The sequence below is a fragment of the Kitasatospora sp. NBC_00039 genome (assembly GCF_045160625.1).
Lineage (GTDB): Bacteria > Actinomycetota > Actinomycetes > Streptomycetales > Streptomycetaceae > Kitasatospora.
The window spans coordinates 5091580-5118124 of the sequence record NZ_CP108289.1 but is presented as its reverse complement, the minus strand read 5'-3'; the positions used below and the strand labels follow the sequence as shown (position 1 = coordinate 5118124).

The window sequence follows — 26545 nt, the reverse complement described above, 5'->3', positions numbered from 1 at the left end:
GCACCGCGCCTTCTCCGCGCGGAACGCCCCTGCCCCGGGCGCGGATCCGCAAGGGGCGACGAGGCCGGCCGAGCGCGGCGGCCCGGGCCCTTCCGCAAGGTCAAGACGGTCCTGACAGTTCATCAATACTGTTGTATACAGACCTGATTGGCCGTGGACGGTCGGCCGGATCGAGGGTGGGGGCGTGACGGAGTTCGAGGAGCCGGAGGTGACGGCCGGGGACACCCCGGCCGGGGGGCCGGAGCCGCTGGAGGACGAGTCCGGGCGGCGCGGGCTGCGGCGGCGCAGACGGCTGCTGCTGGCCGTGGTGGCGGCCGCGGTCGCCCTCTCCGGCGGCGGGCTGGCCGCCTCACTGGTGATCAAGTCGCCCGCGCAGGCGGCGGCGGAGAGCGAACCCCCGCCGGCGGACGTGCTGACCGCCCCGGTGGAGAAGCGGGTGCTGACCGACTCGGTGGTGGTCCGCGGACAGGTCAGCGCCGGCCAGTCGGTGGACGTGGCGCCGGCCGGCGGCGGGGCGGGCGGGGTCAGGCCGGTGGTGACCAAACTGCCGCTGAAGGCCGGCGACCGGGCCCAGGCCGGGCAGCCGGTGCTGGAGGTGGCCGGGCGGCCGGTGTTCGCGCTCAAGGGCGACCTCCCCGTCTACCGGGACCTCAAGCCCGGGGCCACCGGACAGGACGTCCGACAGTTCCAACAGGCCCTGGAGGAGCTCGGATTCGGCTCGGACGGCGACCCTGCGGGCACCTACGGGGCGGCGACCAAGACCGCGGTGAAGGCGTTCTACGCGGCGCACGGCTACGACCCGCTGCCGGCCTCGCCGGACGGGGACGCCCAGGTGTCGGCCGCCCAGGACGCGGTGACCGGCGGCGATCGGGCGCTGTCCGACGCCAAGGACGCTCTGAAGGCCGCCCGGAAGCGGTACGACGACGCGGTGGCCGCCCAGCGGGCCCAGCAGTCCGCCCAGGCCCCGGGCGCCGCGACGGCCATGGCAGGCGCGCCGGCCACCCCGCCGCCCGGCGGCACGGGCACGGGCTCCGCCGGCCCGGGCTCCGCCGGCGAGAGCCCGGTGGACGCCGCCCGCACCGCCGTCGACACCGCCCAGAAGCAGGTGACCCGCTCCGGCGAGGACCTCGCCAGGCTCCGGAAGAAGGCCGCCGACGTCACAGCCGCCGACGGCCCGATGGTCCCGGCCGCCGAACTGCTCTTCCTGTCCGGCTTCCCCGCCCGGGTGGACGCCGTCACCGGCCGGATCGGCGGCGAGGTCAGCGGCAGGGTGCTGACCGTCTCGGCCGGGGCCCTGGTGGTCAAGGGCACGCTGACCGTCTCCGACAAGGGCCTGGTCCACCCCGGCCAGCCGGTCGAGATCCTCTCCGAGGTGACCGGGGCCAAGGCCACCGCCAAGGTGGCGGCCGTCGCCGACGCCCCCGGCGACGGCCAGCAGTCCGCCCCCGGCAGCACCCAGGGCGGCACCGGCCAGCAGGTCGGCGGCGGTCAGGGAGGCGGGCCGGCCGGCTACCAGCTGGTCATCCAGCCGGACGCCCCGCTCGACCCGAAGCTGGCCGGCCAGGACGTCCGCCTCACCGTCCAGGCCGCCTCCTCGGCCGGCCCGGTGCTGGTCGTCCCGCTGTCGGCGGTCTCCGCGACGGCCGACGGCAAGACCGTGGTGACGGTCTACGAGAACGGGCGGCGCCGCCGGGTGGAGGTGGCCCCGGGCACCGTCGGCGGCGGCTGCGCGGAGGTCCGGCCGCTGACCGAGGGCGCGGTCGGGCCCGGCGACCAGGTGATCGTCGGCGTGAAGGACGCCTCCGGGGCGGGCGCCCCGTGAGCACCCCCGTCGTCGAGTTCCGCCAGGTCGGCCTGACCTACCCGGGGCCGCCCCCGGTCGCCGCCCTCAGGCCCTGCGACCTGGCCGTCGCCCCGGGCGAGTACGTCACGGTGATCGGGCCGTCCGGCTCCGGCAAGTCCACCTTCCTCAACCTCGCCGGCCTGCTGGACACCCCCACCACCGGCCGGTACCTGCTGGACGGCATCGACACCGGCGCACTCCCGGACGGCGACCGCACCGCGCTGCGCGGGCGCCGGATCGGCTTCGTCTTCCAGTCCTTCCACCTGCTGCCGCACCGCTCGGCGGCCGAGAACGTCGCCCTCGCCCTGCTGTACACGGCGGCCCGCGGCCGCCGGGCCGCCGCCGAGCGACGGGAGCGCGCCCGCGCGGCCCTCGTCCAGGTGGGCCTGGCCCACCGGCTGGACGCCCTGCCGACCCGGCTCTCCGGCGGCGAGCGGCAGCGGGTCGCGATCGCCCGGGCGCTGGTCGGACGGCCCTCCCTGCTGCTCTGCGACGAGCCGACCGGCAACCTGGACACCGCCACCGCGGAGTCCGTCCTCGCCCTGCTGGACGAGCTGCACGCGCGGGGCCTGACCGTCCTGCTGATCACCCACGACCCGCAGGTGGCCGCCCGCGGCCGACGGACGGTGGCGATCCGCGACGGCGTGCTGCGGGAGGTGGCCGCGGCATGAGGCTACGCCGCCGTACCCCCGTGGTCGAGCCGTCCCGGCTGCCGCTGCGCGCCCTGCTCTCCGAGGCCCTGGCCGGGCTGCTGCAGCAACCTGCCCGCTCGGCGCTGACCGGCCTCGGGACCGTCCTCGGGGTCGGCGCCTTCGTGGCCGTCCTCGGGCTGACCGCCACCGCCTCCTCCCGGATCGACTCCCGGTTCAGCGTGCTGACCGCGACCGAGGTGAACGTCGAGGACACCGGCGGGCCGCGGCCGGAGCTGACCGCGCTCTCCTTCCCCTCCGACGCCGACGCCCGGATCCAGCGGCTGAACGGGGTCGAGGCGGCCGGCGTCTACTGGCCGGTGCGCCAGGCCACCGGCGCCGTCCGGGCCGCGCCGGTCGGCCGGCAGAACGGCGGGGAGCAGGTGGCGGTGGTCGCCGCCTCGGCCGGCGTGCTGGCGGCGGCCGGGCCGCAGCTCGTCCAGGGCCGGACCTTCGACTCCTGGCACGACGGCACCGGCCGGCAGGTCGCCGTGATCGGCGCCGCGGTGGCGGCCCGGCTGGGGATCACCACGCTGGACACCCAGCCCGCGATCTTCCTGGACGGCAAGCCGTTCAGCGTCATCGGGATCGTCGGCGACGTCCGCCGCAAGGCCGACCTGCTGCTCTCCGTCACCGTGCCGCGCGGGGCCGCCGAGAGGCTCTGGGGCCCGCCCGACCGGAGCCGGGCGAAGATGGTCATCTCCACCAGGATCGGCGCGGCCCGGCAGATCGCCGACGAGGCCGCGCTCGCCCTGGACCCGGCCCACCCGGAGAACTTCAAGCCGGTGCCGCCCCCGGACCCGCGCACGCTGCGCTCCGACGTCACCTCCGACCTCGACCGGCTCTTCCTGCTGCTCGCCGGGCTCTGCCTGGTGATCGGCGCGGCCGGGATCGCCAACACCACGCTGGTGGCCGTCCTGGAGCGGACCGGCGAGATCGGCCTGCGCCGGGCGCTGGGCGCCAGGGGCCGCCACATCACCGGCCAGTTCCTCGCCGAGTCGGCCTCGCTGGGGCTGGTCGGCGGCCTGGTCGGCACCTCGTTGGGGGTGCTCACGGTGCTCGGCGTGGCGCTGGCCCGCGACTGGACCCCGGTCGTCGACCCGGCGACGGTGGCCGCCGCGCCGGTCCTCGGCCTCGCCACCGGCCTGGTGGCCGGCGTCTACCCGGCCTGGCGCGCGGCCCGGATCCAGCCGGCGGAGGCGCTGCGACGCTGACGCCGCACCGGTCCGGCGTCGGGCGGGCGGCCCCGGCCCCCGCCCGGGCCCTTCGTCCACGGGAAATCCGCGGGCATCCGGCGGGCCGAACGTGGGGCGTCGGCGCGACGTTACCGACAAATCGGATATTCCTCACGTAGTGTCAACCCATGCCTACGCCACACGGATCGCGCGGCGGCATGGCCTTCAGCGCCGACGAAGTCCGCGTGCTGCGCCGCGCCCTCGCCCAAGCCCTGCACCCTGCCGCCCCCCTCCATCTCCAGGCCCCCGACCGGTTGCCGTTCGCCGGCGCGGGCGCGGACATGTGGGCCGAGGACGTCCAGGAGGCCCTGCGCCTGACCGAGGCGATCGACGAAGCCGTCCAGGAGGGCGGCCGGCTGCGCACCTTCCTGCTCGCCGACCTCGGCCGCTACCGGGCCGCGCTGCCCGGCAGCGCCCGCGGCTACCTGGAACGCCTGGAGGAGGCGGTGACCGACGGCTACCTCCCGGGGCCCGAGGACCTCACCGCGCTGCGCGGCCTGACCCGCCAGCCCTGCGGCCAGAGCGAGCGGACCCGCCGCTCGCGGCTGGCCGGCCGCTGCCACGCGCTGGCCGAGGCCGCCGTCCGCGAACGGCTCGCCCTCACCACCGGCCAGCGCCACCTCGTCGCCGTACCGAGCCCCGCCGCACCCCCGAGCAGTCTCCCCACCCCTGTTGGAGGACGGATTCCGATGAGCAGCACCGACGCCGGCACCGAGCAGCCCGCCACCCCCGCGTCCGCGCCCCGCCCGCACCGGATGCCCACCCCGGCCGAGCTCTTCGGCCGCCGCCCCAAGCCTCCGGCCCGCCCCGCTCCCCCCGCCGCGCCGGAGGAGGAACTGGAACTCGCCACCGGCACCGGCTGACCGGGAGGGCCGAGAGGGGCGGCGGGCCGACGGCCCGCCGCCCCTCTCTCCTCGTCTCTTCGTTGCCGAACAGTGATCGTCAAAGGGCAGCCCCGATGATCACCCCACTGGTATGACTGTGTGCTGCCGGAGTACGCCTCCGGTGGGGGCGGGCTCTGCAGGAACACTCTTTCGTTCGTTTCACCGGTCACGATGCCCGTGGCCGGGCCGGACCGTGCGCGGTCCGCCATCGTTCGCTCCCTGATCCGCCGACTCGCGATCCCTGGAGCATGGATGGACCGGTCCACCCCCTACCCGCCGCGGCCCCGGGTCTGGGCACCGCCGCGCACTCTGCTGCGCCTCGCGGTCGCCGCGACCGCCCTGGCCCTCGCGGCGGTCACCGTGCCGGCGTCCGCCGCACCGGCCGTCTCCCCCGGCGACCCCGTCCCGCCCGCGGCCGTCCAGCCCGGCCGGTTCGTCCAGACGGACCTCACCAGGCTGCTGGACACCCGGGCCGCCATCGGTGTCCCGGCCGAGGGGCCGCTCGGCGGCGACAGCACCCTCCGCTTCCCGGTCGGACAGCTCGCGCCCGGTGCCACGGCAGTGGTCCTGAACGTGACGGCGACGGACACCACCGAGGACAGCTTCGTCACCGTGCACCCCGACGGCCGGCCCCGGCCCGGGACGTCCAACCTCAACTTCACCCCCGGCCAGACGGTCGCCAACCTGGTCACCGTCCCGGTGTCCAACGGGTACGTCGACGTCTACAACCACGTCGGCTCGGCCAGCCTGATCGCCGACCTGTTCGGCTACTACACGGACGACCCCGCGGCGACCGCCTCGACCTTCCAGCCCGTCACCCCGTCGCGGGCGCTGGACACCCGCATGACCGGTCCGGGCGGCACCGCGCAGCCGGTCGGCACCGACGCCACGGTCAACCTCGCGCTCGCCGGGCGCAACCGCGTCCCGGCCGCCGGGGCCACGGCCGTGGTGCTCAACGTCACCGCCACCGACACCGAGGACTCCAGCTACCTCACGGTGTACCCGCACGGCACCGCCCGGCCGGTCACCTCGAACCTCAACTTCACCGCGGGCCGGACGGTGCCCAACCTCGTCACCGTCCCGCTCGGGGCCGACGGCAGCGTCGACCTCTACAACCACGTCGGCTCGGCCGACCTGGTCGTGGACGTGTTCGGCTTCTACACCGGCGCCCCCAGCGGCTCCGGCTTCACCTCCGCCGGCCCGGCCCGGGTCCTGGACACCCGCGACCCGGGCCACCACCCGGTCGGCCCGGGCGAGATCCTGAGCTGGTCCGTCGGCGACGAGCCGGCCCTGCCCGCCGGCAAGGTGAGCGCCGTCGTGCTGAACGTGACCGCGACCGGCCCGACGGCCACCAGCCACCTCGACGTCTACCCGGGCGGGAGCCCGCGGCCGAGCAGCTCGAACCTGAACTACACGGCGGGGCAGACCGTGGCCAACACGGTGATCGTCCCCGTCGACGGCTCCGGGAACGTCAACTTCTACAACCACTCCGGCTCGGTGGACGTGGTGGTCGACGTGTTCGGCTACTTCACCGCACCGCAGGGCGGCCCGACCGGGCTGTCGATGGACTACGACAACCCGGTCGCCTGCGACCTCCCCGGCCCGGGCCGCTGGCTCCGCCCGGGCCTCTACTCGACCGGCTTCAACGCCGTCCAGGGCGCGCTGCCGGGCGCCACCGGCCCGGTGTGGACGCAGCTCGTCGTGACCGGCCCGGCCGGCACCAGGACCTACGCGGGCAAGCCGGCCGATCCCGGGACCAAGTCCACCATCGGCGTCCCGCTGCCGGACCTCCAGCAGGGCACCGCGTACAGCTGGTACGCGTACACCACGGACGGGGTCCACGCCTCCGCGGCCAGCAGGCCGTGCTACTTCCGCTACGGGAACGACCCCGGTTTCAGGATGAAGATCTCGGATCCCAGCGGGCCCGTGTACACCGGGCAGACGACCAGGATCACGTTCACCGCCACCACGGACGACATCGAACCGGGCCTGCAGGCCGCGTCGTTCCGCTACGGCCTCGGTGACGTCTACAACATGAACTCCACCGTGACCGCGACCGACGGCACCGCGACGGTCGACCTCCGCCCGAGCAGCTGGGGCTCCCAGGTCCTGTACGTCGAGGCCACGAGCGCCGACGGTACGCGGGTCTCCAGGGCGAGCACGTCGTTCTACGTGATCTGGCGCTGACCGGAAGCACACGGAAAGGGGGAGGGCGCACGGCGCCCTCCCCCTCTCGGCGCGCGCTGCGGATATCCCGTGGCGGAGCACGGTGTGTGGCTGGCTACCCTTGTGGGGTGAGCGATCAGAGCCCCCTCCCCGCGACCGACGACCTTCCCGAGCAGATGCGCGTCCGGCGCGAGAAGCTGGACCGGCTCCGGGCGGCCGGCGTCGACCCGTACCCGGTCGGCTTCCCCCGGACCAGCACCATCGCGGACCTCCGTGCCAAGCACCCGGACCTCGCTCCGGACACCGCGACCGGCGAGCGGGCCGGCATCACCGGCCGCGTGATCCTCTCCCGGACGGGCGGCAAGCTCTGCTTCGCCACCCTGCGCGACGGCAGCGGCGACCTCCAGGTGATGCTCTCCCTGGACAAGCTGGGCGAGGAGCGGCTGGCGGCCTGGAAGTCCGACATCGACCTCGGCGACCAGGTCGGCGTCGAGGGCGAGGTGATCACCTCCCGCCGCGGCGAGCTGTCGGTGATGGTGGACAACTGGGCGCTCACCGCCAAGTGCCTGCGCCCGCTGCCGGACAAGCACAAGGGCCTGACCGACCCGGAGGCCCGGGTCCGCCAGCGGTACGTCGACCTGATCGTCAACCCCGAGGCCCGCGAGATCCTGCACCTGCGCTCCAAGGTGGTCCGCTCGATCCGCCGCACCTACGAGGAGCGCGGCTACATCGAGGTCGAGACCCCGATGCTCCAGCCGGTGCACGGCGGCGCCAACGCGCGTCCGTTCAAGACGCACATCAACGCGTACGACATCGACCTCTTCATGCGGATCGCCCCCGAGCTGTACCTCAAGCGGCTGGTGGTCGGCGGCGCGGAGAAGGTCTTCGAGATCAACCGCAACTTCCGCAACGAGGGCGCGGACTCCACCCACAACCCCGAGTTCACCTCGCTGGAGTCGTACGAGGCCTACGGCGACTACGACACCCAGGCCGAGCTGATCCGGGCGACGATCATCAACGCCGCCCGGGACGCGCTGGGCACCACGGTGATCCGCGGCCTGGACCCGCACGGCGTCGAGCACGAGATCGACCTGGCCGAGCCGTGGGCCGAGGTCAGCGTCTACCCCGGCATCTCCGCCCACCTGGGCACCGAGGTCACCCCGGAGACCGGCGTCGAGGAGCTGCGCAAGCTGGCCACCGAGCACGGCATCCCCTTCGAGAAGGAGTGGGGCCACGGCCAGATCGTGCTGGAGATGGTCGAGCGCCTGCTGGAGGAGAACGCCGTCGCGCCGACCTTCATCAAGGACTACCCGACCGAGGTGTCCCCGCTCACCCGCCAGCACCGCTCGATCGCGGGCGTGGCCGAGAAGTGGGACCTGGTGATCTTCGGCACCGAGATCGGCACGGCCTACTCCGAGCTGGTCGACCCGGTCGAGCAGCGCGCCCGCCTGACCGCGCAGTCCCTGCTCGCGGCCGGCGGCGACGTCGAGGCGATGCAGGTCGACGAGGACTTCCTGCGGGCCCTGGAGTACGCGATGCCGCCCACCGGCGGCCTCGGCCTCGGGGTGGACCGCCTGATCATGCTGCTCACCGGCAAGAACATCCGGGAGACCGTGCTCTTCCCGCTGGTCAAGCCGGAGCCCAAGGCGTCCGCCGCCACCGCGGCGGAGAAGACCGAGGAGGAGTGACCTGATGGACTACGTCAGCGCGATCGTCCCGCCGCTGGTCATGGCGATCGGATTCGGCTTCCTGGTGCGGGCCATCATCCGCAGCCAGGGCGGGGCCCAGAAGGCCAAGGAGGACCTGGTCGACTGACGCCGTCAGCCGCCCGCGGACACCGGCGCGCCGCCATTCCCGATTCCCGGGGGTGGCGGCGCGCCGGTTTGGCAGCACTTCACAAGATTTGCCCCATTCACTCCCTATCCTGGCCGCACTATGGTCCGGCAACTCGGCGAACTTGAGAACGCCATCATGACCCGGGTGTGGCAGTGGAACCGACCGGTCACGGTTCGCGAGGTTCTGCTGGATCTGCAGTCGGAACGCGAAATCGCGTACACCACGGTGATGACCGTCCTGGACAAGCTCCACAGAAAGGGCTGGCTGCGCCGGGAGCGCGCCGGCCGGGCCTATCGATATGAACCGGTCTCGTCCCGCGAGGCGTACACGGCGGCTCTGATGAACGACGCCTGGGCCACCAGTGACAATCCGGCGGCCGCCCTGGTGCACTTCTTCGGCCTGATGTCGCCCGAGCAGCGGGAGGCGCTGCGGGACGCGCTGCGGGTGGCCGCTCTGTTCCCGACCGTCCCGGGCCCGCCGGATTCCGCCGGGCCCGGGACGGATACCGGGGAGACCGGGGCGGGGCCGGCGCGATAACGTCCCGCCATGGAGGTCACCATCCGCCGGGCGCGGACCACGGACGTGCGGACAGTGCGCAGGCTCATCGACGCCTACTCGCGCGACGGCATTCTGCTCGACAAGCCCACCGTCACACTCTTCGAGTCCGTCCAGGAGTTCTGGGTCGCGGAACGCGACGACAACGGGGCGGTGGTGGCCTGCGGCGCGCTGCACGTCATGTGGGAGGACCTCGCGGAGGTTCGTACGCTCGCCGTCGATCCCTCCTGCCGCGGACACGGCGTCGGACACCTGCTGCTGGAGAAGCTGCTGCAGACCGCGCGCTGGCTGGGCGTCCGTCGGATTTTCTGCTTGACGTTCGAGGTCCCCTTCTTCGCGAAACACGGTTTCGTCGAGATCGGCGAGGTCCAGGAAACCGATGATGGTACGACAGACCCGGCGGCGATCGCTACGGATGTCTATGAAGAACTTCTCCGCTCGTACGATGAAGGTGTCGCGGAGTTCCTCGACCTGGAGCGGGTGAAGCCCAACACTCTGGGCAACTCGCGCATGCTGCTGCACCTGTGAGCGGCTCCCGGCCCCCTCAGGGGTTTGTGTTTTCCGCTGAAAGGCGCTTTCCTTTCCTTAGGCAATGGGTCGTTTAGCGGAAAGGGAAGCCCGTGGCACAGAGGGTGCAGGTCATTCTTGAAGACGATCTCGACGGTGGTTCGGCGGACGAGACGGTGACGTTCGCGCTCGACGGCGTTGCCTACGAGATCGATCTGAAGAGCGCCAACGCGGACAAGCTCCGCGGTCTGCTGGCGCCGTACGTGGAGAAGGGCCGCAAGCAGAGCGGCCGGCTCGCCGGCGCCCGCCGCCCGGGCCGTGGCACGGCTCCGCGCCCGTCCGGCAGCGCTCCGGACACCGCCAAGATCCGCGCGTGGGCCAAGGAGCAGGGCCTGGAGGTCAACGACCGCGGCCGGGTGCCGAGCACCGTCCGCGAGGCCTACGACAAGGCCAACGCGGCCTGACCCCGGCGCCGCCGGATCAGGTGCGGGGCGCCGGCGCGGGCCGGCGGTGTTCCTGGCACACGCGCGGGGCGCGGAGGGATCCTCCTCCGCGCCCCGCGGCGCACGCCCGGGCGGCAGGCACCGGTCCGGGCGGCGTTCCGGGCGGCGTTCCGGGCGGCGGAACAATCACAGGCCGTGCAACGCTGTAGGGGCGAAGCGGTAACGCAGGCACCACCGGGATGGCCTACCGGCCACAGCGGCCGCAGCTGAACCACCGTCACCGCCGGCCGACTTCTCGCCAGGCGAACACCGCCACCGCGGAAACTGCGCGAGAACCACCCCGATACCGGGTATGAATGCAGGTGGACGGGGTCCTCGACCCCGCCCGGGGCAGTACGTGCGACCGGCCGGGGGCCGTTCCGGATCCGCCGAGTCCGGCGATGTTCGCCGATGGCGTAGCGGTATCTGGTGCATCCGGCCCACCTGTGGGAACACCGTCTCCCAGCATCAGGTTGGGATTGGTGTCGGCTGGTCGCGCAGCATGTCGCTCCCGTACCGGGGAGTGAATCCGTGGGCCGCGCCGCTGAGCGGGACTAGCATGCGGAAGGACAGGGCGGGGACCGACCCCGAACTGCCCGACCGCTCTGAGGAGCGATAAACGATGTTCGAGAGGTTCACCGACCGCGCGCGGCGGGTTGTCGTCCTGGCTCAGGAAGAAGCCCGGATGCTCAACCACAACTACATCGGCACCGAGCACATCCTCCTGGGTCTGATCCACGAGGGTGAGGGTGTCGCCGCTAAGGCCCTGGAGAGCCTCGGGATTTCTCTAGAGGCTGTTCGCCAGCAGGTCGAGGAGATCATCGGCCAGGGCCAGCAGGCCCCGTCCGGTCACATTCCCTTCACCCCCCGGGCGAAGAAGGTCCTGGAGCTGTCGCTCCGCGAGGCCCTGCAGCTCGGCCACAACTACATCGGCACCGAGCACATCCTGCTCGGCCTGATCCGCGAGGGCGAGGGCGTCGCCGCCCAGGTCCTGGTGAAGCTGGGCGCCGACCTCAACCGGGTGCGCCAGCAGGTCATCCAGCTGCTCTCCGGCTACCAGACCGGCGGCGGCAAGGAGTCGGCCACGGCCGGCGGGCCCGCCGAGGGCACCCCGTCGACCTCGCTGGTCCTGGACCAGTTCGGCCGCAACCTCACCCAGGCCGCCCGCGAGGCCAAGCTCGACCCGGTCATCGGGCGCGAGAAGGAGATCGAGCGGGTCATGCAGGTGCTGTCCCGCCGCACCAAGAACAACCCCGTGCTGATCGGTGAGCCCGGCGTCGGCAAGACGGCCGTGGTCGAAGGCCTGGCCCAGGCGATCGTCAAGGGCGAGGTCCCGGAGACGCTCAAGGACAAGCAGCTCTACACGCTGGACCTGGGCGCCCTGGTGGCCGGCTCGCGCTACCGCGGTGACTTCGAGGAGCGCCTGAAGAAGGTGCTCAAGGAGATCCGCACCCGCGGCGACATCATCCTGTTCATCGACGAGCTGCACACCCTGGTCGGCGCGGGCGCCGCCGAGGGCGCCATCGACGCCGCCAGCATCCTCAAGCCGATGCTGGCCCGTGGCGAGCTGCAGACCATCGGTGCCACCACGCTGGACGAGTACCGCAAGCACCTGGAGAAGGACGCCGCGCTGGAGCGCCGCTTCCAGCCGATCCAGGTCGCCGAGCCGTCGCTGCCGCACACCATCGAGATCCTCAAGGGCCTGCGCGACCGCTACGAGGCCCACCACCGGGTCTCCATCACGGACGCCGCCCTGGTCGCCGCCGCCACCCTGGCCGACCGCTACATCTCGGACCGCTTCCTGCCGGACAAGGCCATCGACCTGATCGACGAGGCCGGCTCCCGGATGCGCATCCGCCGGATGACCGCGCCGCCGGACCTGCGCGAGTTCGACGAGAAGATCGCCGACGTGCGCCGCGAGAAGGAGAGCGCGATCGACGCGCAGGACTTCGAGAAGGCCGCGTCCCTGCGCGACGACGAGAAGCAGCTCCTGCAGGCCAAGGCCAAGCGCGAGAAGGAGTGGAAGGCCGGCGACATGGACGTCGTCGCGGAGGTGGACGAGGAGCTCATCGCCGAGGTCCTGGCCACCGCCACCGGCATCCCGGTCTTCAAGCTCACCGAGGAGGAGTCCTCCCGGCTGCTGCGCATGGAGGACGAGCTGCACAAGCGCGTCATCGGCCAGAAGGACGCCATCAAGGCGCTCTCCCAGGCCATCCGGCGCACCCGTGCGGGCCTCAAGGACCCGAAGCGCCCCGGCGGCTCGTTCATCTTCGCCGGCCCGTCCGGTGTCGGTAAGACCGAGCTGTCCAAGACGCTCGCCGAGTTCCTCTTCGGCGACGAGGACGCGCTGATCTCGCTCGACATGTCCGAGTTCTCGGAGAAGCACACCGTCTCCCGGCTCTTCGGTTCGCCCCCCGGCTACGTGGGCTACGAGGAGGGCGGGCAGCTGACCGAGAAGGTGCGCCGCAAGCCGTTCTCCGTCGTCCTCTTCGACGAGGTCGAGAAGGCCCACCCGGACATCTTCAACTCGCTGCTGCAGATCCTGGAGGACGGTCGCCTGACCGACTCCCAGGGCCGCGTGGTCGACTTCAAGAACACCGTCATCATCATGACGACGAACCTCGGCACCCGGGACATCTCCAAGGGCTTCAACCTGGGCTTCGCGGCCACGGGTGACACCCAGACCGGGTACGAGCGGATGAAGGCGAAGGTCGGCGAGGAGCTCAAGCAGCACTTCCGCCCCGAGTTCCTGAACCGCGTCGACGACATCGTGGTCTTCCACCAGCTGTCCGAGGAAGACATCATCCAGATCGTCGACCTGATGATCGACAAGGTGGACGGCCGCCTCAAGGACCGCGACATGGGCCTGGAGCTCAGCGTCGAGGCCAAGAAGCTGCTGGCCAAGCGCGGCTACGACCCGATCCTGGGTGCCCGTCCGCTGCGCCGCACCATCCAGCGCGACATCGAGGACCACCTCTCCGAGAAGATCCTCTTCGGCGAGCTGCGGGCCGGCCACATCGTGGTCGTCGGTGTCGAGGGTGACGGCAAGGAGGCCAAGTTCACCTTCCGCGGTGTGGAGAAGTCCGCGGTCGCGGACACCCCGGCCGCTGTTGCCTCGCCGGGTCCGGACCTGACGAAGTAGCAACATTTAACAGATAACAGCAAACGGTCTGAGCCCCCGGCGTTCACGTCGGGGGCTCAGACCGTTTTTCGTGCTGCCACAAAAGCTGTGATCCACCCCACGATGCCGCAGGTGGGGAGCCTGATCGGGGGGTGGTGTGGGGACGATCGAACCATCCGTCATCTTTTAATACCAATGTTGTTGACAGACCGTCAGCTGATAGTGAGTCGCGGAGCATAGCGCTGTGGCCATGTCACGGTCAAGGTCTATCTTTTCCGTCCACCCTTGGATCAAATGTCGTCCACCTGTCTTTCATTGGTTTACCGGATGGCCAAGAGCCGGACCGGTTTGGGGAGGACGTCACAACGTTGAAGATGACCAGGAAAGCCGCTGCGGCCGTTTCGGCCGCCGCGGTCATAGCCGCGCTCGGCGCGGGGCTGCTCCCGGGGACGGCCTTCGCCGCCGGATCCGCCCCGGTGCCGCAGGACCCGGCCGACGCCGTTCAGGTCAGCACTGAGCACAACCTGCCGGGCCCGCTCACCGAGAAGGTCGAGGCCGAGCAGAAGGCTGCCACCGAGCAGCTGCTCGCCGGCACCGCCCAGATCGAGCAGCACGGCGGCGGCAGCAGCATCAAGCTCGGCAAGGACAAGTACGTCGAGCTGGCCCGTGAGCGCACGGACAAGATCTTCACCATCCTGGTCGACTTCAGTGACCAGGTGGACAACACCACGAAGACGCCGGACGGCAAGATCAAGTTCGGTGGCGACCCCGGCCCGCAGCACAACCAGATCGAGAAGCCCGACGCGGCGACCAACAACTCGACGCTCTGGCAGGCCGACTACAACCAGTCGCACTACCAGGACATGTACTTCAGCAAGACCCAGGACTCGCTGAAGACCTTCTACGAGAAGCAGTCCTCGGGCCGCTACTCGGTCGACGGCCAGGTCACCGACTGGGTGAAGGTGCCGTGGAACGAGGCCCGTTACGGCTCGGACTACTGCGGCTCGCACGTCTGCTCCAACGCGCAGGACCTGATCCGCGACGGCATCAACGCCTGGGTCGCCGACCAGAAGGCCAAGGGCCAGACGGACGCTCAGATCAAGTCCACCATCGCGCAGTACGACCAGTGGGACCGGTACGACTACGACCACGACGGCAACTTCAACGAGCCCGACGGTTACATCGACCACTTCCAGATCGTGCACGCCGGTGAGGACCAGTCGGCGGGCGGCGGCAAGCAGGGCGACAACGCCCTCTGGGCCCACCGCTCGTACGTCTACGGCACCCAGGCCGGCTCGACCGGTCCGTCGAACAACCTGCTCGGCGGCACCCCGGTCGGTGACACCGGCATCTGGATCGGCGACTACACCATGCAGCCCGAGAACGGCGGCCTCGGTGTCTTCGCCCACGAGTACGGTCACGACCTCGGTCTGCCGGACCTGTACGACACCTCGGGCAGCGGGATCGACAACTCGGTCGGCTTCTGGTCGCTGATGTCCTCCGGCTCCTGGCTGGGTGAGGGCAAGAACTCGATCGGCGACATGCCGAACGACCTCGACGTCTGGAGCAAGCTCAAGCTCGGCTGGCTGAAGTTCGACAAGGCCAAGGCCGGCACCGAGTCGACCCACCACATCGGCCCGGTGGAGTACAACTCCAAGCTGCCGCAGGCGCTGGTCGTCGACCTGCCGAAGAAGACCGTCACCACCACGATCAACACCCCGTTCGCGGGTGCCAACGAGTGGTGGAGCGGCAGCGCCGACGACCTGAACGTCACGCTGACCCGCGACGTCGACCTGACCGGGAAGACCTCGGGCTCGCTCTCCGCGAAGGCCTGGTACGACCTGGAGCAGGACTTCGACTACGCCTACGGCGAGGTCTCCACCGACGGTGGCGCCACGTGGAAGGCCCTGGAGGGCACCTTCAACGGCACCGCCCTCCCGCACAACGCCGCCGACAAGGCGTCGCTGAGCGGCAACTCGGGCAACAAGTGGGGCGACCTGGTCTTCCCGCTGGACGCCTACGCGGGCAAGGCCGTCAAGGTCCGCTTCCACAACACCACCGACGGCGGCCTGCACCTGAAGGGCCTGGCCCTGGACGACATCGTCGTCACCGCCGACGGCGCCACCGTCTTCACCGACGGTGCCGAGAACGGTGACAACGGCTGGGCCGCCAAGGGCTTCTCGCGCATCTCGGGCAAGTTCTCCAACGACTACGCCCAGTACTACATCGCCGAGAACCGCCAGTACATCTCGTACGACCGGACCCTCAAGACCGGCCCGTACAACTTCGGCTTCGGTGCCGCCAAGCCGAGCTGGGTGGAGCACTACCCCTACCAGGCCGGTCTGCTGATCTGGTACTGGGACGAGTCGCAGACCGACAACAACGTCACCAACCACCCGGGCCAGGGTCTGATCCTGCCGATCGACTCGCACCCGACCCCGGTCAAGTGGGCCGACGGCACCCTGATGCGCCCGCGCATCCAGGGCTACGACTCGACCTTCGGCTCGCGCAAGACCGACGGGCTGACCCTGCACAAGAACGGCGTCGAGACGATCGTCCCGAAGGCCAAGGGCGTCGACGAGTTCAGCGACCTGAAGGACTACTGGTCGAAGGACAACCCGTACAGCAGCGTCATCGTCCCGAAGACGGGCACCAGCATCGAGGTCGAGAACGAGTCCTCGAACTACCTGGAGACCTGGATCCGGGTCCGCCCGGTCGACAACTGATCGCACCGAGCAGTGACGATCAGCCTCTGACCAGGCACCGCTGATTCACCGTCCGGCCCGTCCCCGCACCCGCGGGGGCGGGCCGGACGTCTTTTCAGGTCCGTGCTCTCAGGCCCTCAGAGCGGCCTCCTCGGCAGCAGCGCGAGAAAGGCGTCCACCGCCTCCGCGATCTCCTTCTCGGTCCAGTCCAGCGCGTCGGCCGCCACCGTGACCTCGGTCATCGACAGGCCCGGCAGGCCCTGCTCCCGCCAGGAGCCGAACAGCGCCGTCCCCGCCTCCTCGGCCAGCCGCAGACCCGCCGTGTCCAGCTCCTCCGGGGCGTACGGCAGCCAGAGCTGGAACTGGTGGGTGTGCGGCGGGGCCGGGTGGATCCGGGCCCCCGGAACGACCGCGAACGAATCGGCGAGCGCCGCCGCGACGGTCTTGGCCTGCGCCACGTACCCGGGCAGCAGCGGCAGTTCGCGGTCCAGCCCGGCGAGCGCGGCCAGCGCGGCCGGCCACTGCTGGAAGAGCTGGCCGCCGTAGCGGTGCCGCCAGGCCCTGGCGGTCCGGACGAAGGCCGAGCGGCCGGCCAGCGCGGCGCCACTGATCCCGCCAAGGGTCTTGTAGAAGGAGACGTAGACCGAGTCGGCCGTGGCGGCGATCTCCGGCAGCGACCGGCCGAAGTGGACGGCCGACTCCCAGATCCGGGCCCCGTCCAGGTGCAGCGCCGCGTGGTGCTTCTCGCGGACCACCGCGGCGACCGCCTCCAGCTCGGCCCAGGACGGCAGCACGAACCCGGCCTCGCGCAGCGGCAGCTCCAGGATCATCGCGGCGTACGGCTCGTCGAACGCCTCCAGCTCGGCCACGGTCGGCAGCCTCGGCGCGACGGTGGGCCAGACGCTGCGCAGGCCGCTGAGCACGGTCAGCGCGTGGCGTTCGTGCTGCTCGGTGTGGCCGAGCGGGTGGGTCGCGACCGTCGGCAGCCCGGCGGCCTCGGCGTGGATCCGCAGCGCGACCTGCTGGGCCATGGTGCCGGTCGGGAAGAACGCCGCGTCCTCGGTGCCGAGCAGCCCGGCGACCTTCTGTTCCAGGGCGCGGACCACGCCGTCGCCGTACATGTCCGGCCGCCGGTCCAGGTCGTACACGCCCTCGGCGTCCTCGGCCAGGGCGGCGAGGTGCTCGCGCAGGCTCAGCGGCCGGGCACCGGAGAGCAGCCGTTCGCAGCCGCGCCGCGCGGCGAAGCGGCGCTCCTGGAGGCCCGGGCCGTGGCCGCCTTCGGTGGATTCGCTCCTGTTGGGATACATGCGTCGATGGTCCCGCAGCAGGGGCGCCCGGTCAGCGGTGCGAGCACGTGCCCGGGATTCGTGCCGCGGAAACGTCCGAACCCCGGCGGCGGGTGGGACTGGTCACAGGGGTCCACAGCGGTACGACCGGCGGTAGTAGAGGCGGGGAGCGGGCGTCCGGAGTGGCCCGGCCCCCGAACGGACGATCGGATCACATGATCGTTACTCCGTCAGCTTGAATCTCCGGCACGACGCCGACTACACGCCGTAGTACGTCACACCGTTTGGGACTCCGCCCGGTGACGGTTACACCTGAGTGGTCCCCCGCTCAGCACGCCCGAACGGGCTCGTTGTGCTGCCCCCGTACGTCCGTGAGGTTGAGCTTCCGATGTCTTCCGTCCCGCCCATGGGGCCGGCCCTCCGTCGCCTCGCCGCCCGCGCGGCGACCCAGGCGGCGGCCTGGCAGCCCCGGCTCGGCCACGCCGTCCGCACCCACGCCGCCCCGCTGCACGCGCTCACCGCGCCCCGGCACACCCTGCCCGGCGGCCCGCTCCGGGCCGACCGGCACCGCACCGTCACCGCGGTCGGGGCCAGCGCGGTGATACTCTCCGGCGCCCTGCTGGTCGCCACCCCGGTCAGCGCCTCGGCTCAGACGGTCACCCCCACCACCCCCGGCAGCTCGGCGTTCACCGTCGCGCAGGGCGCCGCGCCCACCCCGGCGCTGGTCCAGGTGGCGGGCCCGAGCACGTACAAGCTCCCGCACGAACAGGGCTCCGCACAGGAGTACGTGGCGGTCGCCGCCAACCTGCAGGCCCCGGAGCCGCCCGCGGCCGCCCCCTCCGCGGACCAGGCGCCTGCGTCCGCGCCCGCTCCGGCACCCGAGGCCGCGCCCGCTCCGGCACCCGAGGCCGCGCCGGCTCCGGCACCCGAGCCCGCGCCTGCCCCGGCACCCGCTCCGGCACCCGAGTGGTCCGCCCCCGTCCCGGGCGCCCCGACCAGCAACCCGTACGGGGTGGCCAACCCCGAGTACGCGGCCGGGTACCACACCGGGGTGGACTTCGCCGTCGCCCCGGGCACCCCGCTGCTCGCGGTCGGCAACGCCACCGTGGTGTCGGCCGGCTGGGACGGCGCCTACGGCAAGGAGGTCGTGCTCCGGCTCGCCGACGGGCGCTTCGCGCAGTACGCGCACATGTCGGCGATCTCGGTGAAGGCGGGCGAGCGCGTATCGGCGGCCGAGCAGATCGGCCGCTCCGGGAACACCGGCAACTCGACCGGGCCGCACCTGCACTTCGAGATCCGCTCCAGCAACCACTACGGCTCGGTGATCAACCCGATCGCGTACCTCTCCGGACACGGGGTCACCGGGTTCTGACCCGCCCGCGCACACGCCCGAGGGGCGGCCCGGAGCCGGGCCGCCCCTCGGGCGTCAGTGTCGACCGCGCCGGTCAGACCTGCGCCGCGGGGTGGTCGATCAGGGCGCCGATCTCCAGGGCGACGCGCTGCGCGGCCGCCATCGCCTCCTCCAGCGAGGCCGCCCTCACCGCGTCGTCCGGGATGTGCCCGGCGGCCTCGCCGTCGCAGGCGTCCTGCTTGAGCAGGAATAGCGCCGAGTTGATGGTGAACAGCGACATGGCGGCGCGCAGCCGGTCCTCGAAGGTGGCCTGCGGGCCGTGCACCAGGCGGACCATCGCGACCATCCGGTCCTTGAACTCCAGCCCGGCCGGCGAGTCGCGCAGTGCGGGCTGGTTCTCGTGGAAGAAGCGCAGCAGCGGTGCCCGCTCGGACATGCCGGCCGCGAACCGCCGGATCAGCTCGTCCCGCAGCTCCGGCGTCCACGGCTGCTCGGCGCCCCACGCGAGGGTCTCGTCGATCGGCGCGGCCATGCTCTCCACGATGCCGTGGACGATGTCGTCCTTGGTCTTGAAGTGGTAGTAGAGCGCGGCCTTGGTGACGCCCAGCCGGTCGGCGATCTCCCGCAGCGAGGTCTGTTCGTAGCCCTGTTCCGAGAAGAGCTCCAGCGCGACCACGATGATGCGGGCCCGGGTGTCGCTGCGGGGGCTGTGCGGAGTACCCATGGCCTGCCTCATGACTGCGTCGGTTGACTGCTGCTCGTTCTCGGGTGCCCCTCGGGCACCCCACCCCCGGGCTCATTCTCCCTGCCCAGGCCGCCGGCCGGGAAACTGGCTTGACGACCGGCTAGCGCACAACCTACCGTGCCCACGGTCAACAAACTAGCCGGGCGACAAGTAAGTGCCGTCGAAGGCCCGAACGATCGTCCGATCCTGTCCGGGAGACACCCCCATGTCACAACCCAAGGCCGACAACCCGGCGCCGGAGAAGAAGACGTCCGAGGAGGAGGAGCAGCCGCGCTCCCCCCGTGAGATCCGCCTGGTCATGGTCGGCCTGGTGGTCACCATGCTGCTCGCCATGCTCGACGGCCTGATCGTCGGCACCGCGATGCCGACCATCGTCGGCGACCTCGGCGGCGCCGAGCACCTGTCCTGGGTGGTCACCTCCTACACCCTGGCCACCGCCGCCTCCACCCCGATCTGGGGCAAGCTCGGCGACCTCTACGGCCGCAAGGGCACCTTCCTCACCTCGATCGTGATCTTCCTGGTGGGCTCGGCCCTCTCCGGCCTCTCCCAGAACATGAACGAGCTGATCGGCTTCCGGGCCCTCCAGGGCCTCGGCGCCGGCGGTCTGATGGTCGGCGTGATGTCGATCATGGGCGCGCTCGTCCCGCCGCGCGACCGCGGCAAGTACCAGGGCATGTTCGCCGCGGTGATGGCGCTCGCCACCATCGGCGGCCCGCTCGTCGGCGGCTTCATCACCGACCACCTGAGCTGGCACTGGACCTTCTACATCAACCTGCCGCTCGGCCTGGTCGCGCTCGCCGTCGTCATGGTCACCCTGAAGCTCCCGAAGGTCCGCAACAACGCCCGGATCGACTACCTCGGTGCGGTCCTGCTCACCACCGGCATCACCGCGCTCACCCTGATCACCACCTGGGGCGGCCAGCAGTACGCGTGGGGCTCCAAGCAGATCCTGGGTCTGGCCGCGCTGGCCGCCGCCACCCTGATCGCCTTCTGCTACGTCGAGCAGCGGGTCCAGGAGCCGATGCTCCCGCTCGGCCTGTTCAAGAACCTGAACTTCACCCTGGTCTCGATCATCGGCTTCGTCGTCGGCTTCGTGATGTTCGGCTCGACCGTCTTCCTGCCGCTCTACCAGCAGATCGTGCAGGGCGCCTCGGCCACCAACTCCGGCCTGCTGCTGATGCCGATGATGTTCGGCATGCTGGTCGTCTCGCTGGTGGTCGGCCAGGCGGTGACCAAGACCGGCAAGTACCGGATCTTCCCGATCATCGGAACGATCGTGATGACCGCCGGCTTGGTGCTGCTCTCCACGCTCTCCACCGACACCGGCAGCTTCGCCGCCTCCTGCTGGATGGTCGTACTCGGCGCCGGCATGGGCTTCCTGATGCAGATCACCATGCTGGTCGCGCAGAACAGCGTCGAGCTGAAGGACATGGGCGTGGCCAGCTCCACCGCCACCCTGTTCCGCACCATCGGCGGCTCCTTCGGCGTCGCGCTGTTCGGCGCGCTGTTCAACAGCCGGGTCACCGAGACCATGAAGGACCGGCTCGGCGACGCGGCCGCGAACGGCGGCGGCAAGGGCGACCCGAGCCAGCTGAGCCCGGCCGCGCTCAAGGCGCTGCCCGCCCCCGTCCAGGACGCGTACCACCACGCGGTGGCCAACGGCATGCACACCGTCTTCCTGTGGGGTGCCGCGGTCGCGGTCATCGCGGTCGCCGCCGCGCTCTTCGTGCGCGAGGTCCCGCTGCGGGGCGCCGGTGCGCCGGCGTCGGACGGCGACGGCAAGGCCACCGAGCCCAACGCCGAGGCCGTCGCCATCTGACGTCCGCGGTCCGGAAATCCCCCTTCCCCCCTCCCTCACGAGAGGGGGGAAGGGGGATTTTCCGTCATACCGGCCGGTGCACCGGAAGCCTGCCGCGACGGCCTGGCCTACCTCATACCGGCCGGTGCACCGGGAACTGCTCCGGGAACTCCGGTGCACCGGGAGCTGCTCCGGGAACTACTGCGGCAGCCGGTAGACGCCCTGCTCGACCGGCTCGACCAGGCCGTCGGCGACCAGACCGTCCAGCGCCCGGGCCCGCTGCACCGCGTCCGGCCAGACGGCGTCCAGCCGGGCCTGCTCGACCGTGCCGTGCTCGGCGCGCAGCACCGCCAGGAGCTTCCCGCGGACCTGCCGGTCCGTCCCCTCGTACGACTGGCCGCGCCGCGCCGGGCCCTCGTACGGCGGGCGGCCTGCCCGCTGCCAGGCGCAGCCGGTCAACAGCGGGCAGTCGCCGCACTCCGGGCTCCGCGCCGTACAGACCAGCGCGCCGAGCTCCATCACGGCGACCGCCCAGGTCGCCGCCGTCTCCGCGTCCTCGGGCAGCAGTGCCGTCGCCGTCCGCCGCTCGGCGGCCGTCGTGGCCTGCGCCGGGTACTCGACGCCCGTCACCGCGCGGGCGAACACCCGGCGGACGTTGGTGTCCAGCACCACGTGGCGCCGGCGGAAGGCGAAGGAGGCCACCGCGGCCGCCGTGTACTCCCCCACCCCGGGCAGCGAGAGCAGCGTCGCGTGGTCGTCCGGGACGAGGCCGCCGTGCTCCTCGGTGATCGCCACCGCGGCCGCGTGCAGGCGCAGCGCCCGCCGCGGGTAGCCGAGCCGGCCCCACATCCGGACCGCCTCGCCGGGCGCGTCGGCGGCCAGGTCGGCCGGTGTCGGCCAGCGCTCCAGCCATGCCGCGTAGGCGGGCAGCACCCGCTTCACCGGGGTCTGCTGGAGCATGAACTCGCTCACCATCACCGCCCAGGACGAGGCCTCGGGGGTCCGCCAGGGCAGCTCGCGGGCGTTGGCCTCGTACCAGCCGAGGACGGTGGAGTGCAGCACCGGCAGCGGCAGAGGCAGCGGGACGGCGGCGGGACTGGGGGCGGGGGTGACGGTGATGGCAGCCATGGCCCTTCGATCCTCCCACGCCCGTTCCGCCCACCGAAGCGGAGTCCGAAGATCCGGATCGCCGCGCGAAAACCCCCGATCAGCCTCCCTCGAACGGCGCAAATGGCGGATCATGTGAAGGAAGGGGCGAGTGTGCGGTGTTGGTGAGTCAAAGGGCACACACTGTCTCGTAGAGTTTGGGCGTGCCCTCTCTCCGTCAACCCGTGGGACCGCTGCCGGCTTCGATCTACTGGCGACGGCGCGTCGTCGTGCTCGTCGCCGTCGCCGCGGTCGTCGCCCTGATCGCCTGGCTGATGTCCGATCAGGGCGGTGGTGACGGTGGATCATCCGGCAAGGCCGCACAGGCCGTGCCGTCCCAGACCCCCGTCCAGGCGATCACGCCCGGCGCCTCCCCCAGCGGCCCCGCGAACAACTCGCGCCCCGGCAGCGGCGGGAGCGGTGGCACCAACCCGGGCGGCGGCGCGGTCTCCGGTTCCGGCGGCGGCGACGTAAGCCTCAGCACCGGCGGCACGGGCGGGGCGCCCAACCCGGCCCCCGCGACCGGCGGCGGCGCGGCGGCCGGCGGGACGGCCGCGGGCGGTGCGGCTGCGGGCGGTGGCGCGGCCGGCGGCACCGGTGGTGGCACCGGCGGCAGCGGCGGGGCTCCCGCGGTGAACACCCCCGAGGTGATGGGGCTGCCCGTCTGCGCCTCGTCGCAGGTGACGCTGGAGCTGGCCGGCGCACAGAACTCCTACCAGCCCAAGGACAAGCCGAAGCTGGCACTGACCGTCCACAACTCCTCCGGTGCCAACTGCCGGGTGGACCTGGGCCGGACCGCCTCCGCCATCACCGTGACGGCCAGCAACGGCGAGCGCATCTGGTCCTCCGGCGACTGCCCGTCCGACCGGGGCAGCACCTGGGTGCAGATCCCGGCGAACAGCAGTCTGACCGAGACCTTCACCTGGGACCGCAGCCGCAGCAAGCAGCAGTGCGCCACGGCCGACCCGGCGGCCGCCCCCGCCGGCAACTACCTGGTGGTCGCCGACCTCACCGGCCTCTCCGGCGGCCAGGTGTCGGCACGCTCCTCGATCCGCCTGGAGAGCTGACCGCTCCTCAACCCGCCCTCCCGAGGCCCCGGCGCGATTCCGCGCCGGGGCCTCGGTGTGCGGCGTGCTTCGGTGTGCGGCGTGCTTCGGTGTGCTTCGCGGGCGTTCGGGGGTCCGCGCGGGTGTTCGGGGGTCCGCGCGGGTGTTCGCGGGTTCGCGGGTTCGCGGGTGTTCGCGGGTGGTCGCGGGTGGGCTCGCCTCGGCCGGCGGCCGCGGCTCGGCCCTGGTGCTCCGCTGACGCCGTAGCGGTCACGGAGCGACAGGACGGCCCCCGGGGAGTGGATCCCCGGGGGCCGTCCTCGCGTGTGCCGACGGTGCGCCGGTCAGACGTACCGCTCCAGGATGGACGATTCGGCAAGGCGGGACAGGCCCTCACGGACCGAGCGGGCGCGCGTCTCGCCGACGCCCTCGACCGTCTGCAGATCGTCGATGCTGGCGGCCAGCAGCTTCTGCAGACCGCCGAAGTGCTCGACCAGCCGCTCTATCACCGTGTTGGGCAGCCGGGGGATCTTGGCCAGCAGCCGGTAGCCGCGCGGCGAGACCGCCGAGTCCAGCGACTCCGGGGAGCCCGAGTAGCCGAGCGCCTTGGCCACCGTCTGCAGGTCGAGCAGCTCGGCGTGGGTCAGCGCCTCCAGGTCGGCCAGCACCTCGGTGACCGTCCGGCCCTTCTTGGCGGCCCGCTCGGGGAAGTAGTCCCGGGCGACCAGCTCGCGCTCCGGCTCCACGCCCGCGATCAGCTCGTCCAGCTGGAGCGAGAGCAGCCGGCCGTCGATGCCGAGCTCCAGCACGTAGCCGGCGATCTCGGTGGCGATCAGCCGGACCATCTCCAGCCGCTGGGCCACGGCGGTGACGTCCCGGACCGTCACCAGGTCCTCGATCTCCAGCGCGGAGAGCGTGCCGGCCACCTCGTCCAGCCGGAGCTTGTACCGCTCCAGGGTGGCCAGCGCCTGGTTGGCCCGGGAGAGGACGGTCGTCGAGTCCTCCAGGACCCGGCGGGTGCCGTTGACGTACATCGCGATCAGCCGCATCGAGTGCGAGACCGCGACCACCGGGAACCCGGTCTGCCGGTTGACCCGCTCCGCGGTGCGGTGCCGGGTGCCGGTCTCGTCGGTGGGGATGGTGGAGTCCGGCATCAGGTGCACCCCGGCCCGGACGATCTTGGTGATGTCCTTGTCGAGCACCACGGCGCCGTCGAGCTTGCACAGCTCGCGCAGCCTGGTCGCGGTGAACTCGACGTCCAGGACGAAACCACCGGTGCAGATCGACTCGACCGTCTTGTCGAAGCCGAGCACGATGAGACCACCGGTGTTGGCCCGCAGCACCCGTTCCAGGCCGTCACGCAGCCCCGTGCCGGGCGCGATGGCGGTGAGGGAGGCCCGCAGCAGGGCCTCCTCGCGGGAGGACTTGTCCGCCCGGTCGCTGGCTGCCACGTGACTCCTCCGGTCGACCCCGTGCCGCGCGCCTCGCGCCGTGCGCCGGCCTACGGTCTGTTGCTCTGTCGCTTAGTACTGCCTTATCACCAATGAGACAGGGGAAAGTCTAACTGTGTACGGCAACGACAGGGCTTGGGTCAGTGCAGTTCGTCGGAGTCGAGCGGCTCCCACCCTTCCATCAGCTCCTCCGGGTGGGCCACGACGGGGGGTGCGGCGGCGGCCCGGCGCGGGGTGGGCGGCCCCGACGGTGCCTCACCACGCGGCTTGGCGGCGGCCCGGCGGCGGCCCGGAATGGCCCGCAGCGCCTCGCCGATGTCCGCGACCTCGACCACCTTCATGCCCGGCGGCACCTTGCCCGGGTCCGGCGGGACCAGCGCGTGGGTGAAGCCGAGCCGGTGCGCCTCCGCCAGGCGGCGCTGCACACCCGTCACCCGCCGCACCTCGCCCGCCAGGCCGACCTCGCCGATCGCCACCAGGTTGCTCGGGAGCGGGGTGTCGGAGGAGGAGCTGGCCACCGCGAGGGCGACGGCGAGGTCGGCCGAGGGCTCGCTCAGCTTCACCCCGCCGACCGTCGCGGTGTAGATGTCCTGCTTGCCGAGCTTGACTCCGCCGTGCCGCTCGACCACGGCCAGGATCATCGCGATCCGGGGCGACTCCAGGCCCGACGTCGTCCGGCGCGGGGACGGGATCTGCGAGTCCACCATCAGCGCCTGCACCTCGGCCACCAGCGGGCGGCGGCCCTCCAGCGTGACGGTCAGGCAGGTGCCCGGGACGGGCTTGTCACGCCTGGTCAGGAAGAGGCCGGACGGGTCGGCCAGGCCCGCGATGCCCTCGTCGTGCAGCTCGAAGCAGCCCACCTCGTCGGTGGCGCCGTACCGGTTCTTGACCCCCCGGATGATGCGCAGCCGGGCGTGCCGGTCCCCCTCGAAGCTCAGCACCACGTCCACCAGGTGCTCCAGCAGGCGGGGGCCGGCGATCTGGCCGTCCTTGGTGACGTGGCCGACCAGCAGGGTGGCCATGCCGCGCTCCTTGGACGCCCTGATCAGCGCACCCGCCACCTCACGGACCTGCGCCGGGCCGCCGGGCGCGCCGTCCAGCTCGGCGGAGGCGATGGTCTGCACGGAGTCCAGGATCAGCAGGCCGGGGTTGACGGCCTCGATGTGGCCGAGGACGGCGCCGAGGTCGGACTCGGCCGCGAGGTAGAGGTGCTCGGAGAGCGCGTTGATCCGGTCCGCGCGCAGCCGGACCTGGCCGGCCGACTCCTCGCCGGTGACGTAGAGCGTGCGGTGCTGCGCGGTGGCCGCCTTGGCCGCGACGTCCAGCAGCAGGGTGGACTTGCCGACGCCGGGCTCACCGGCCAGCAGGACGACCGCACCGGGGACGAGACCGCCGCCGAGCACCCGGTCGAGCTCGGGCACGCCGGTGGAGCGGGCCGTCGCGACCTGGCCGTCCACCTGGGAGATCGGGCGGGCGGGCGCACTGACCGGGCCGGCGGCCGTCGTCCGGATCGGGACGGCGCCGTACTCCTCGACCGTGCCCCAGGCGTTGCACTCCGGGCAGCGGCCGACCCATTTGGGCAGCTGGTTGCCGCACTCGGTGCAGCGGTACGCCGGGCGCGGCTTGGCGGTGGTCTTGGTGCGGGCAGCCATGCGGTCACCGTAGCGCCTGGGTCCGACAACGGGCCGTGGACAGGGGT

Annotated in this window: 20 protein-coding genes; 15 read left to right on the top strand and 5 right to left on the bottom strand. The window is 72.0% G+C overall.

Features of this window, described 5'->3' with window-relative positions; translation table 11 throughout:
• The first annotated feature begins 184 nt into the window (after positions 1–184).
• The 12 genes from OG286_RS22730 to OG286_RS22675 all read left to right on the top strand — a co-directional run bounded on the left by OG286_RS22730 (position 185) and on the right by OG286_RS22675 (position 16044).
• The gene (locus OG286_RS22730; RefSeq protein WP_405360262.1) at positions 185–1822 is read left to right on the top strand and encodes a peptidoglycan-binding protein; all 1638 of its coding nucleotides are present in this window, start codon (positions 185–187) and stop codon (positions 1820–1822) included.
• Complete coding sequence (locus tag OG286_RS22725; RefSeq protein WP_396321888.1) at positions 1819–2514, top strand: ABC transporter ATP-binding protein; 696 nt, start codon at positions 1819–1821, stop codon at positions 2512–2514. The genes OG286_RS22730 and OG286_RS22725 overlap by 4 nt, the downstream gene beginning before the upstream one ends.
• On the top strand, positions 2511–3746 hold the full coding sequence (locus tag OG286_RS22720; protein WP_405360264.1) for an ABC transporter permease: 1236 nt from the start codon (positions 2511–2513) through the stop codon (positions 3744–3746). Before OG286_RS22725 ends, OG286_RS22720 begins: the two co-directional genes overlap by 4 nt.
• Before the next feature lie 149 nt (positions 3747–3895).
• Complete coding sequence (locus tag OG286_RS22715; protein ID WP_396321890.1) at positions 3896–4630, top strand: hypothetical protein; 735 nt, start codon at positions 3896–3898, stop codon at positions 4628–4630.
• 273 nt (positions 4631–4903) lie between these two features.
• Positions 4904–6838, top strand: coding sequence for a hypothetical protein (locus OG286_RS22710; protein WP_405360266.1), 1935 nt, complete (start codon positions 4904–4906; stop codon positions 6836–6838).
• A 62-nt stretch (positions 6839–6900) separates the two neighbouring features.
• Entirely contained in the window at positions 6901–8505 is a 1605-nt protein-coding gene (gene lysX / locus OG286_RS22705; RefSeq protein WP_405366077.1) for a bifunctional lysylphosphatidylglycerol synthetase/lysine--tRNA ligase LysX, read from the top strand.
• Between the two features lie 4 nt (positions 8506–8509).
• Positions 8510–8632 (top strand): hypothetical protein, encoded by a 123-nt coding sequence (locus tag OG286_RS22700; RefSeq protein WP_256463529.1) that lies wholly within the window; start codon positions 8510–8512, stop codon positions 8630–8632.
• A gap of 120 nt (positions 8633–8752) precedes the next feature.
• Positions 8753–9190 (top strand): BlaI/MecI/CopY family transcriptional regulator, encoded by a 438-nt coding sequence (locus OG286_RS22695; protein ID WP_396321892.1) that lies wholly within the window; start codon positions 8753–8755, stop codon positions 9188–9190.
• Between the two features lie 9 nt (positions 9191–9199).
• Positions 9200–9736 carry an amino-acid N-acetyltransferase gene (locus tag OG286_RS22690; RefSeq protein WP_396321893.1) on the top strand — a complete coding sequence of 179 codons (537 nt, stop codon included), beginning with the start codon at positions 9200–9202 and terminating at the stop codon, positions 9734–9736.
• A gap of 92 nt (positions 9737–9828) precedes the next feature.
• Complete coding sequence (locus tag OG286_RS22685) at positions 9829–10179, top strand: Lsr2 family protein (protein ID WP_396321894.1); 351 nt, start codon at positions 9829–9831, stop codon at positions 10177–10179.
• 640 nt (positions 10180–10819) lie between these two features.
• Positions 10820–13339, top strand: coding sequence for an ATP-dependent Clp protease ATP-binding subunit (locus OG286_RS22680; RefSeq protein WP_396321895.1), 2520 nt, complete (start codon positions 10820–10822; stop codon positions 13337–13339).
• A gap of 353 nt (positions 13340–13692) precedes the next feature.
• Entirely contained in the window at positions 13693–16044 is a 2352-nt protein-coding gene (locus OG286_RS22675; RefSeq protein WP_396321896.1) for an immune inhibitor A domain-containing protein, read from the top strand.
• Positions 16045–16160: 116 nt separating this feature from the next.
• On the opposite strand, the gene OG286_RS22670 is transcribed toward OG286_RS22675, so the two are convergent.
• Positions 16161–17330, bottom strand: a complete 1170-nt coding sequence (locus OG286_RS22670; protein ID WP_396321897.1) for a threonine aldolase family protein — start codon at positions 17328–17330, stop codon at positions 16161–16163.
• A 385-nt stretch (positions 17331–17715) separates the two neighbouring features.
• Here OG286_RS22670 and OG286_RS22665 point away from each other — a divergent pair, with 385 nt between their 5' ends.
• Entirely contained in the window at positions 17716–18681 is a 966-nt protein-coding gene (locus OG286_RS22665) for a M23 family metallopeptidase (RefSeq protein WP_396321898.1), read from the top strand.
• A 73-nt stretch (positions 18682–18754) separates the two neighbouring features.
• On the opposite strand, the gene OG286_RS22660 is transcribed toward OG286_RS22665, so the two are convergent.
• Positions 18755–19384 (bottom strand): TetR/AcrR family transcriptional regulator, encoded by a 630-nt coding sequence (locus tag OG286_RS22660; RefSeq protein WP_396321899.1) that lies wholly within the window; start codon positions 19382–19384, stop codon positions 18755–18757.
• A 226-nt stretch (positions 19385–19610) separates the two neighbouring features.
• On the opposite strand from OG286_RS22660, the gene OG286_RS22655 reads away from it, so the two are divergent.
• On the top strand, positions 19611–21224 hold the full coding sequence (locus tag OG286_RS22655; RefSeq protein ID WP_396321900.1) for an MDR family MFS transporter: 1614 nt from the start codon (positions 19611–19613) through the stop codon (positions 21222–21224).
• 177 nt (positions 21225–21401) lie between these two features.
• Here the strand turns inward: OG286_RS22655 and OG286_RS22650 are convergent, their stop codons facing one another.
• Complete coding sequence (locus OG286_RS22650) at positions 21402–22331, bottom strand: A/G-specific adenine glycosylase (RefSeq protein ID WP_405360271.1); 930 nt, start codon at positions 22329–22331, stop codon at positions 21402–21404.
• A 182-nt stretch (positions 22332–22513) separates the two neighbouring features.
• Between OG286_RS22650 and OG286_RS22645 the strand changes: the two genes are divergently transcribed.
• The gene (locus OG286_RS22645; RefSeq protein WP_396321902.1) at positions 22514–23416 is read left to right on the top strand and encodes a hypothetical protein; all 903 of its coding nucleotides are present in this window, start codon (positions 22514–22516) and stop codon (positions 23414–23416) included.
• Between the two features lie 323 nt (positions 23417–23739).
• On the opposite strand, the gene disA is transcribed toward OG286_RS22645, so the two are convergent.
• A complete protein-coding gene (gene disA, locus OG286_RS22640; protein ID WP_148644934.1) occupies positions 23740–24798 on the bottom strand; it encodes a DNA integrity scanning diadenylate cyclase DisA in 1059 nt (352 codons plus the stop codon).
• Between the two features lie 188 nt (positions 24799–24986).
• Positions 24987–26498, bottom strand: a complete 1512-nt coding sequence (gene radA, locus OG286_RS22635) for a DNA repair protein RadA (protein ID WP_396321903.1) — start codon at positions 26496–26498, stop codon at positions 24987–24989.
• Positions 26499–26545 lie beyond the last annotated feature (47 nt).

What these genes read in the sequence shown, in the direction of transcription:
- OG286_RS22720 (WP_405360264.1), top strand. Translation starts at nt 2,511, where the DNA reads ATGAGGCTACGCCGCCGTACCCCCGTGGTCGAGCCGTCCCGGCTGCCG.
- OG286_RS22715 (WP_396321890.1), top strand. Translation starts at nt 3,896, where the DNA reads ATGCCTACGCCACACGGATCGCGCGGCGGCATGGCCTTCAGCGCCGAC.
- OG286_RS22710 (WP_405360266.1), top strand. Translation starts at nt 4,904, where the DNA reads ATGGACCGGTCCACCCCCTACCCGCCGCGGCCCCGGGTCTGGGCACCG.
- OG286_RS22700 (WP_256463529.1), top strand. Translation starts at nt 8,510, where the DNA reads ATGGACTACGTCAGCGCGATCGTCCCGCCGCTGGTCATGGCGATCGGA.
- OG286_RS22695 (WP_396321892.1), top strand. Translation starts at nt 8,753, where the DNA reads ATGGTCCGGCAACTCGGCGAACTTGAGAACGCCATCATGACCCGGGTG.
- OG286_RS22690 (WP_396321893.1), top strand. Translation starts at nt 9,200, where the DNA reads ATGGAGGTCACCATCCGCCGGGCGCGGACCACGGACGTGCGGACAGTG.
- OG286_RS22680 (WP_396321895.1), top strand. Translation starts at nt 10,820, where the DNA reads ATGTTCGAGAGGTTCACCGACCGCGCGCGGCGGGTTGTCGTCCTGGCT.
- OG286_RS22675 (WP_396321896.1), top strand. Translation starts at nt 13,693, where the DNA reads ATGACCAGGAAAGCCGCTGCGGCCGTTTCGGCCGCCGCGGTCATAGCC.
- OG286_RS22670 (WP_396321897.1), bottom strand. Translation starts at nt 17,330, where the DNA reads ATGTATCCCAACAGGAGCGAATCCACCGAAGGCGGCCACGGCCCGGGC.
- OG286_RS22665 (WP_396321898.1), top strand. Translation starts at nt 17,716, where the DNA reads ATGGGGCCGGCCCTCCGTCGCCTCGCCGCCCGCGCGGCGACCCAGGCG.
- OG286_RS22660 (WP_396321899.1), bottom strand. Translation starts at nt 19,384, where the DNA reads ATGGGTACTCCGCACAGCCCCCGCAGCGACACCCGGGCCCGCATCATC.
- OG286_RS22655 (WP_396321900.1), top strand. Translation starts at nt 19,611, where the DNA reads ATGTCACAACCCAAGGCCGACAACCCGGCGCCGGAGAAGAAGACGTCC.
- OG286_RS22650 (WP_405360271.1), bottom strand. Translation starts at nt 22,331, where the DNA reads ATGGCTGCCATCACCGTCACCCCCGCCCCCAGTCCCGCCGCCGTCCCG.
- radA (WP_396321903.1), bottom strand. Translation starts at nt 26,498, where the DNA reads ATGGCTGCCCGCACCAAGACCACCGCCAAGCCGCGCCCGGCGTACCGC.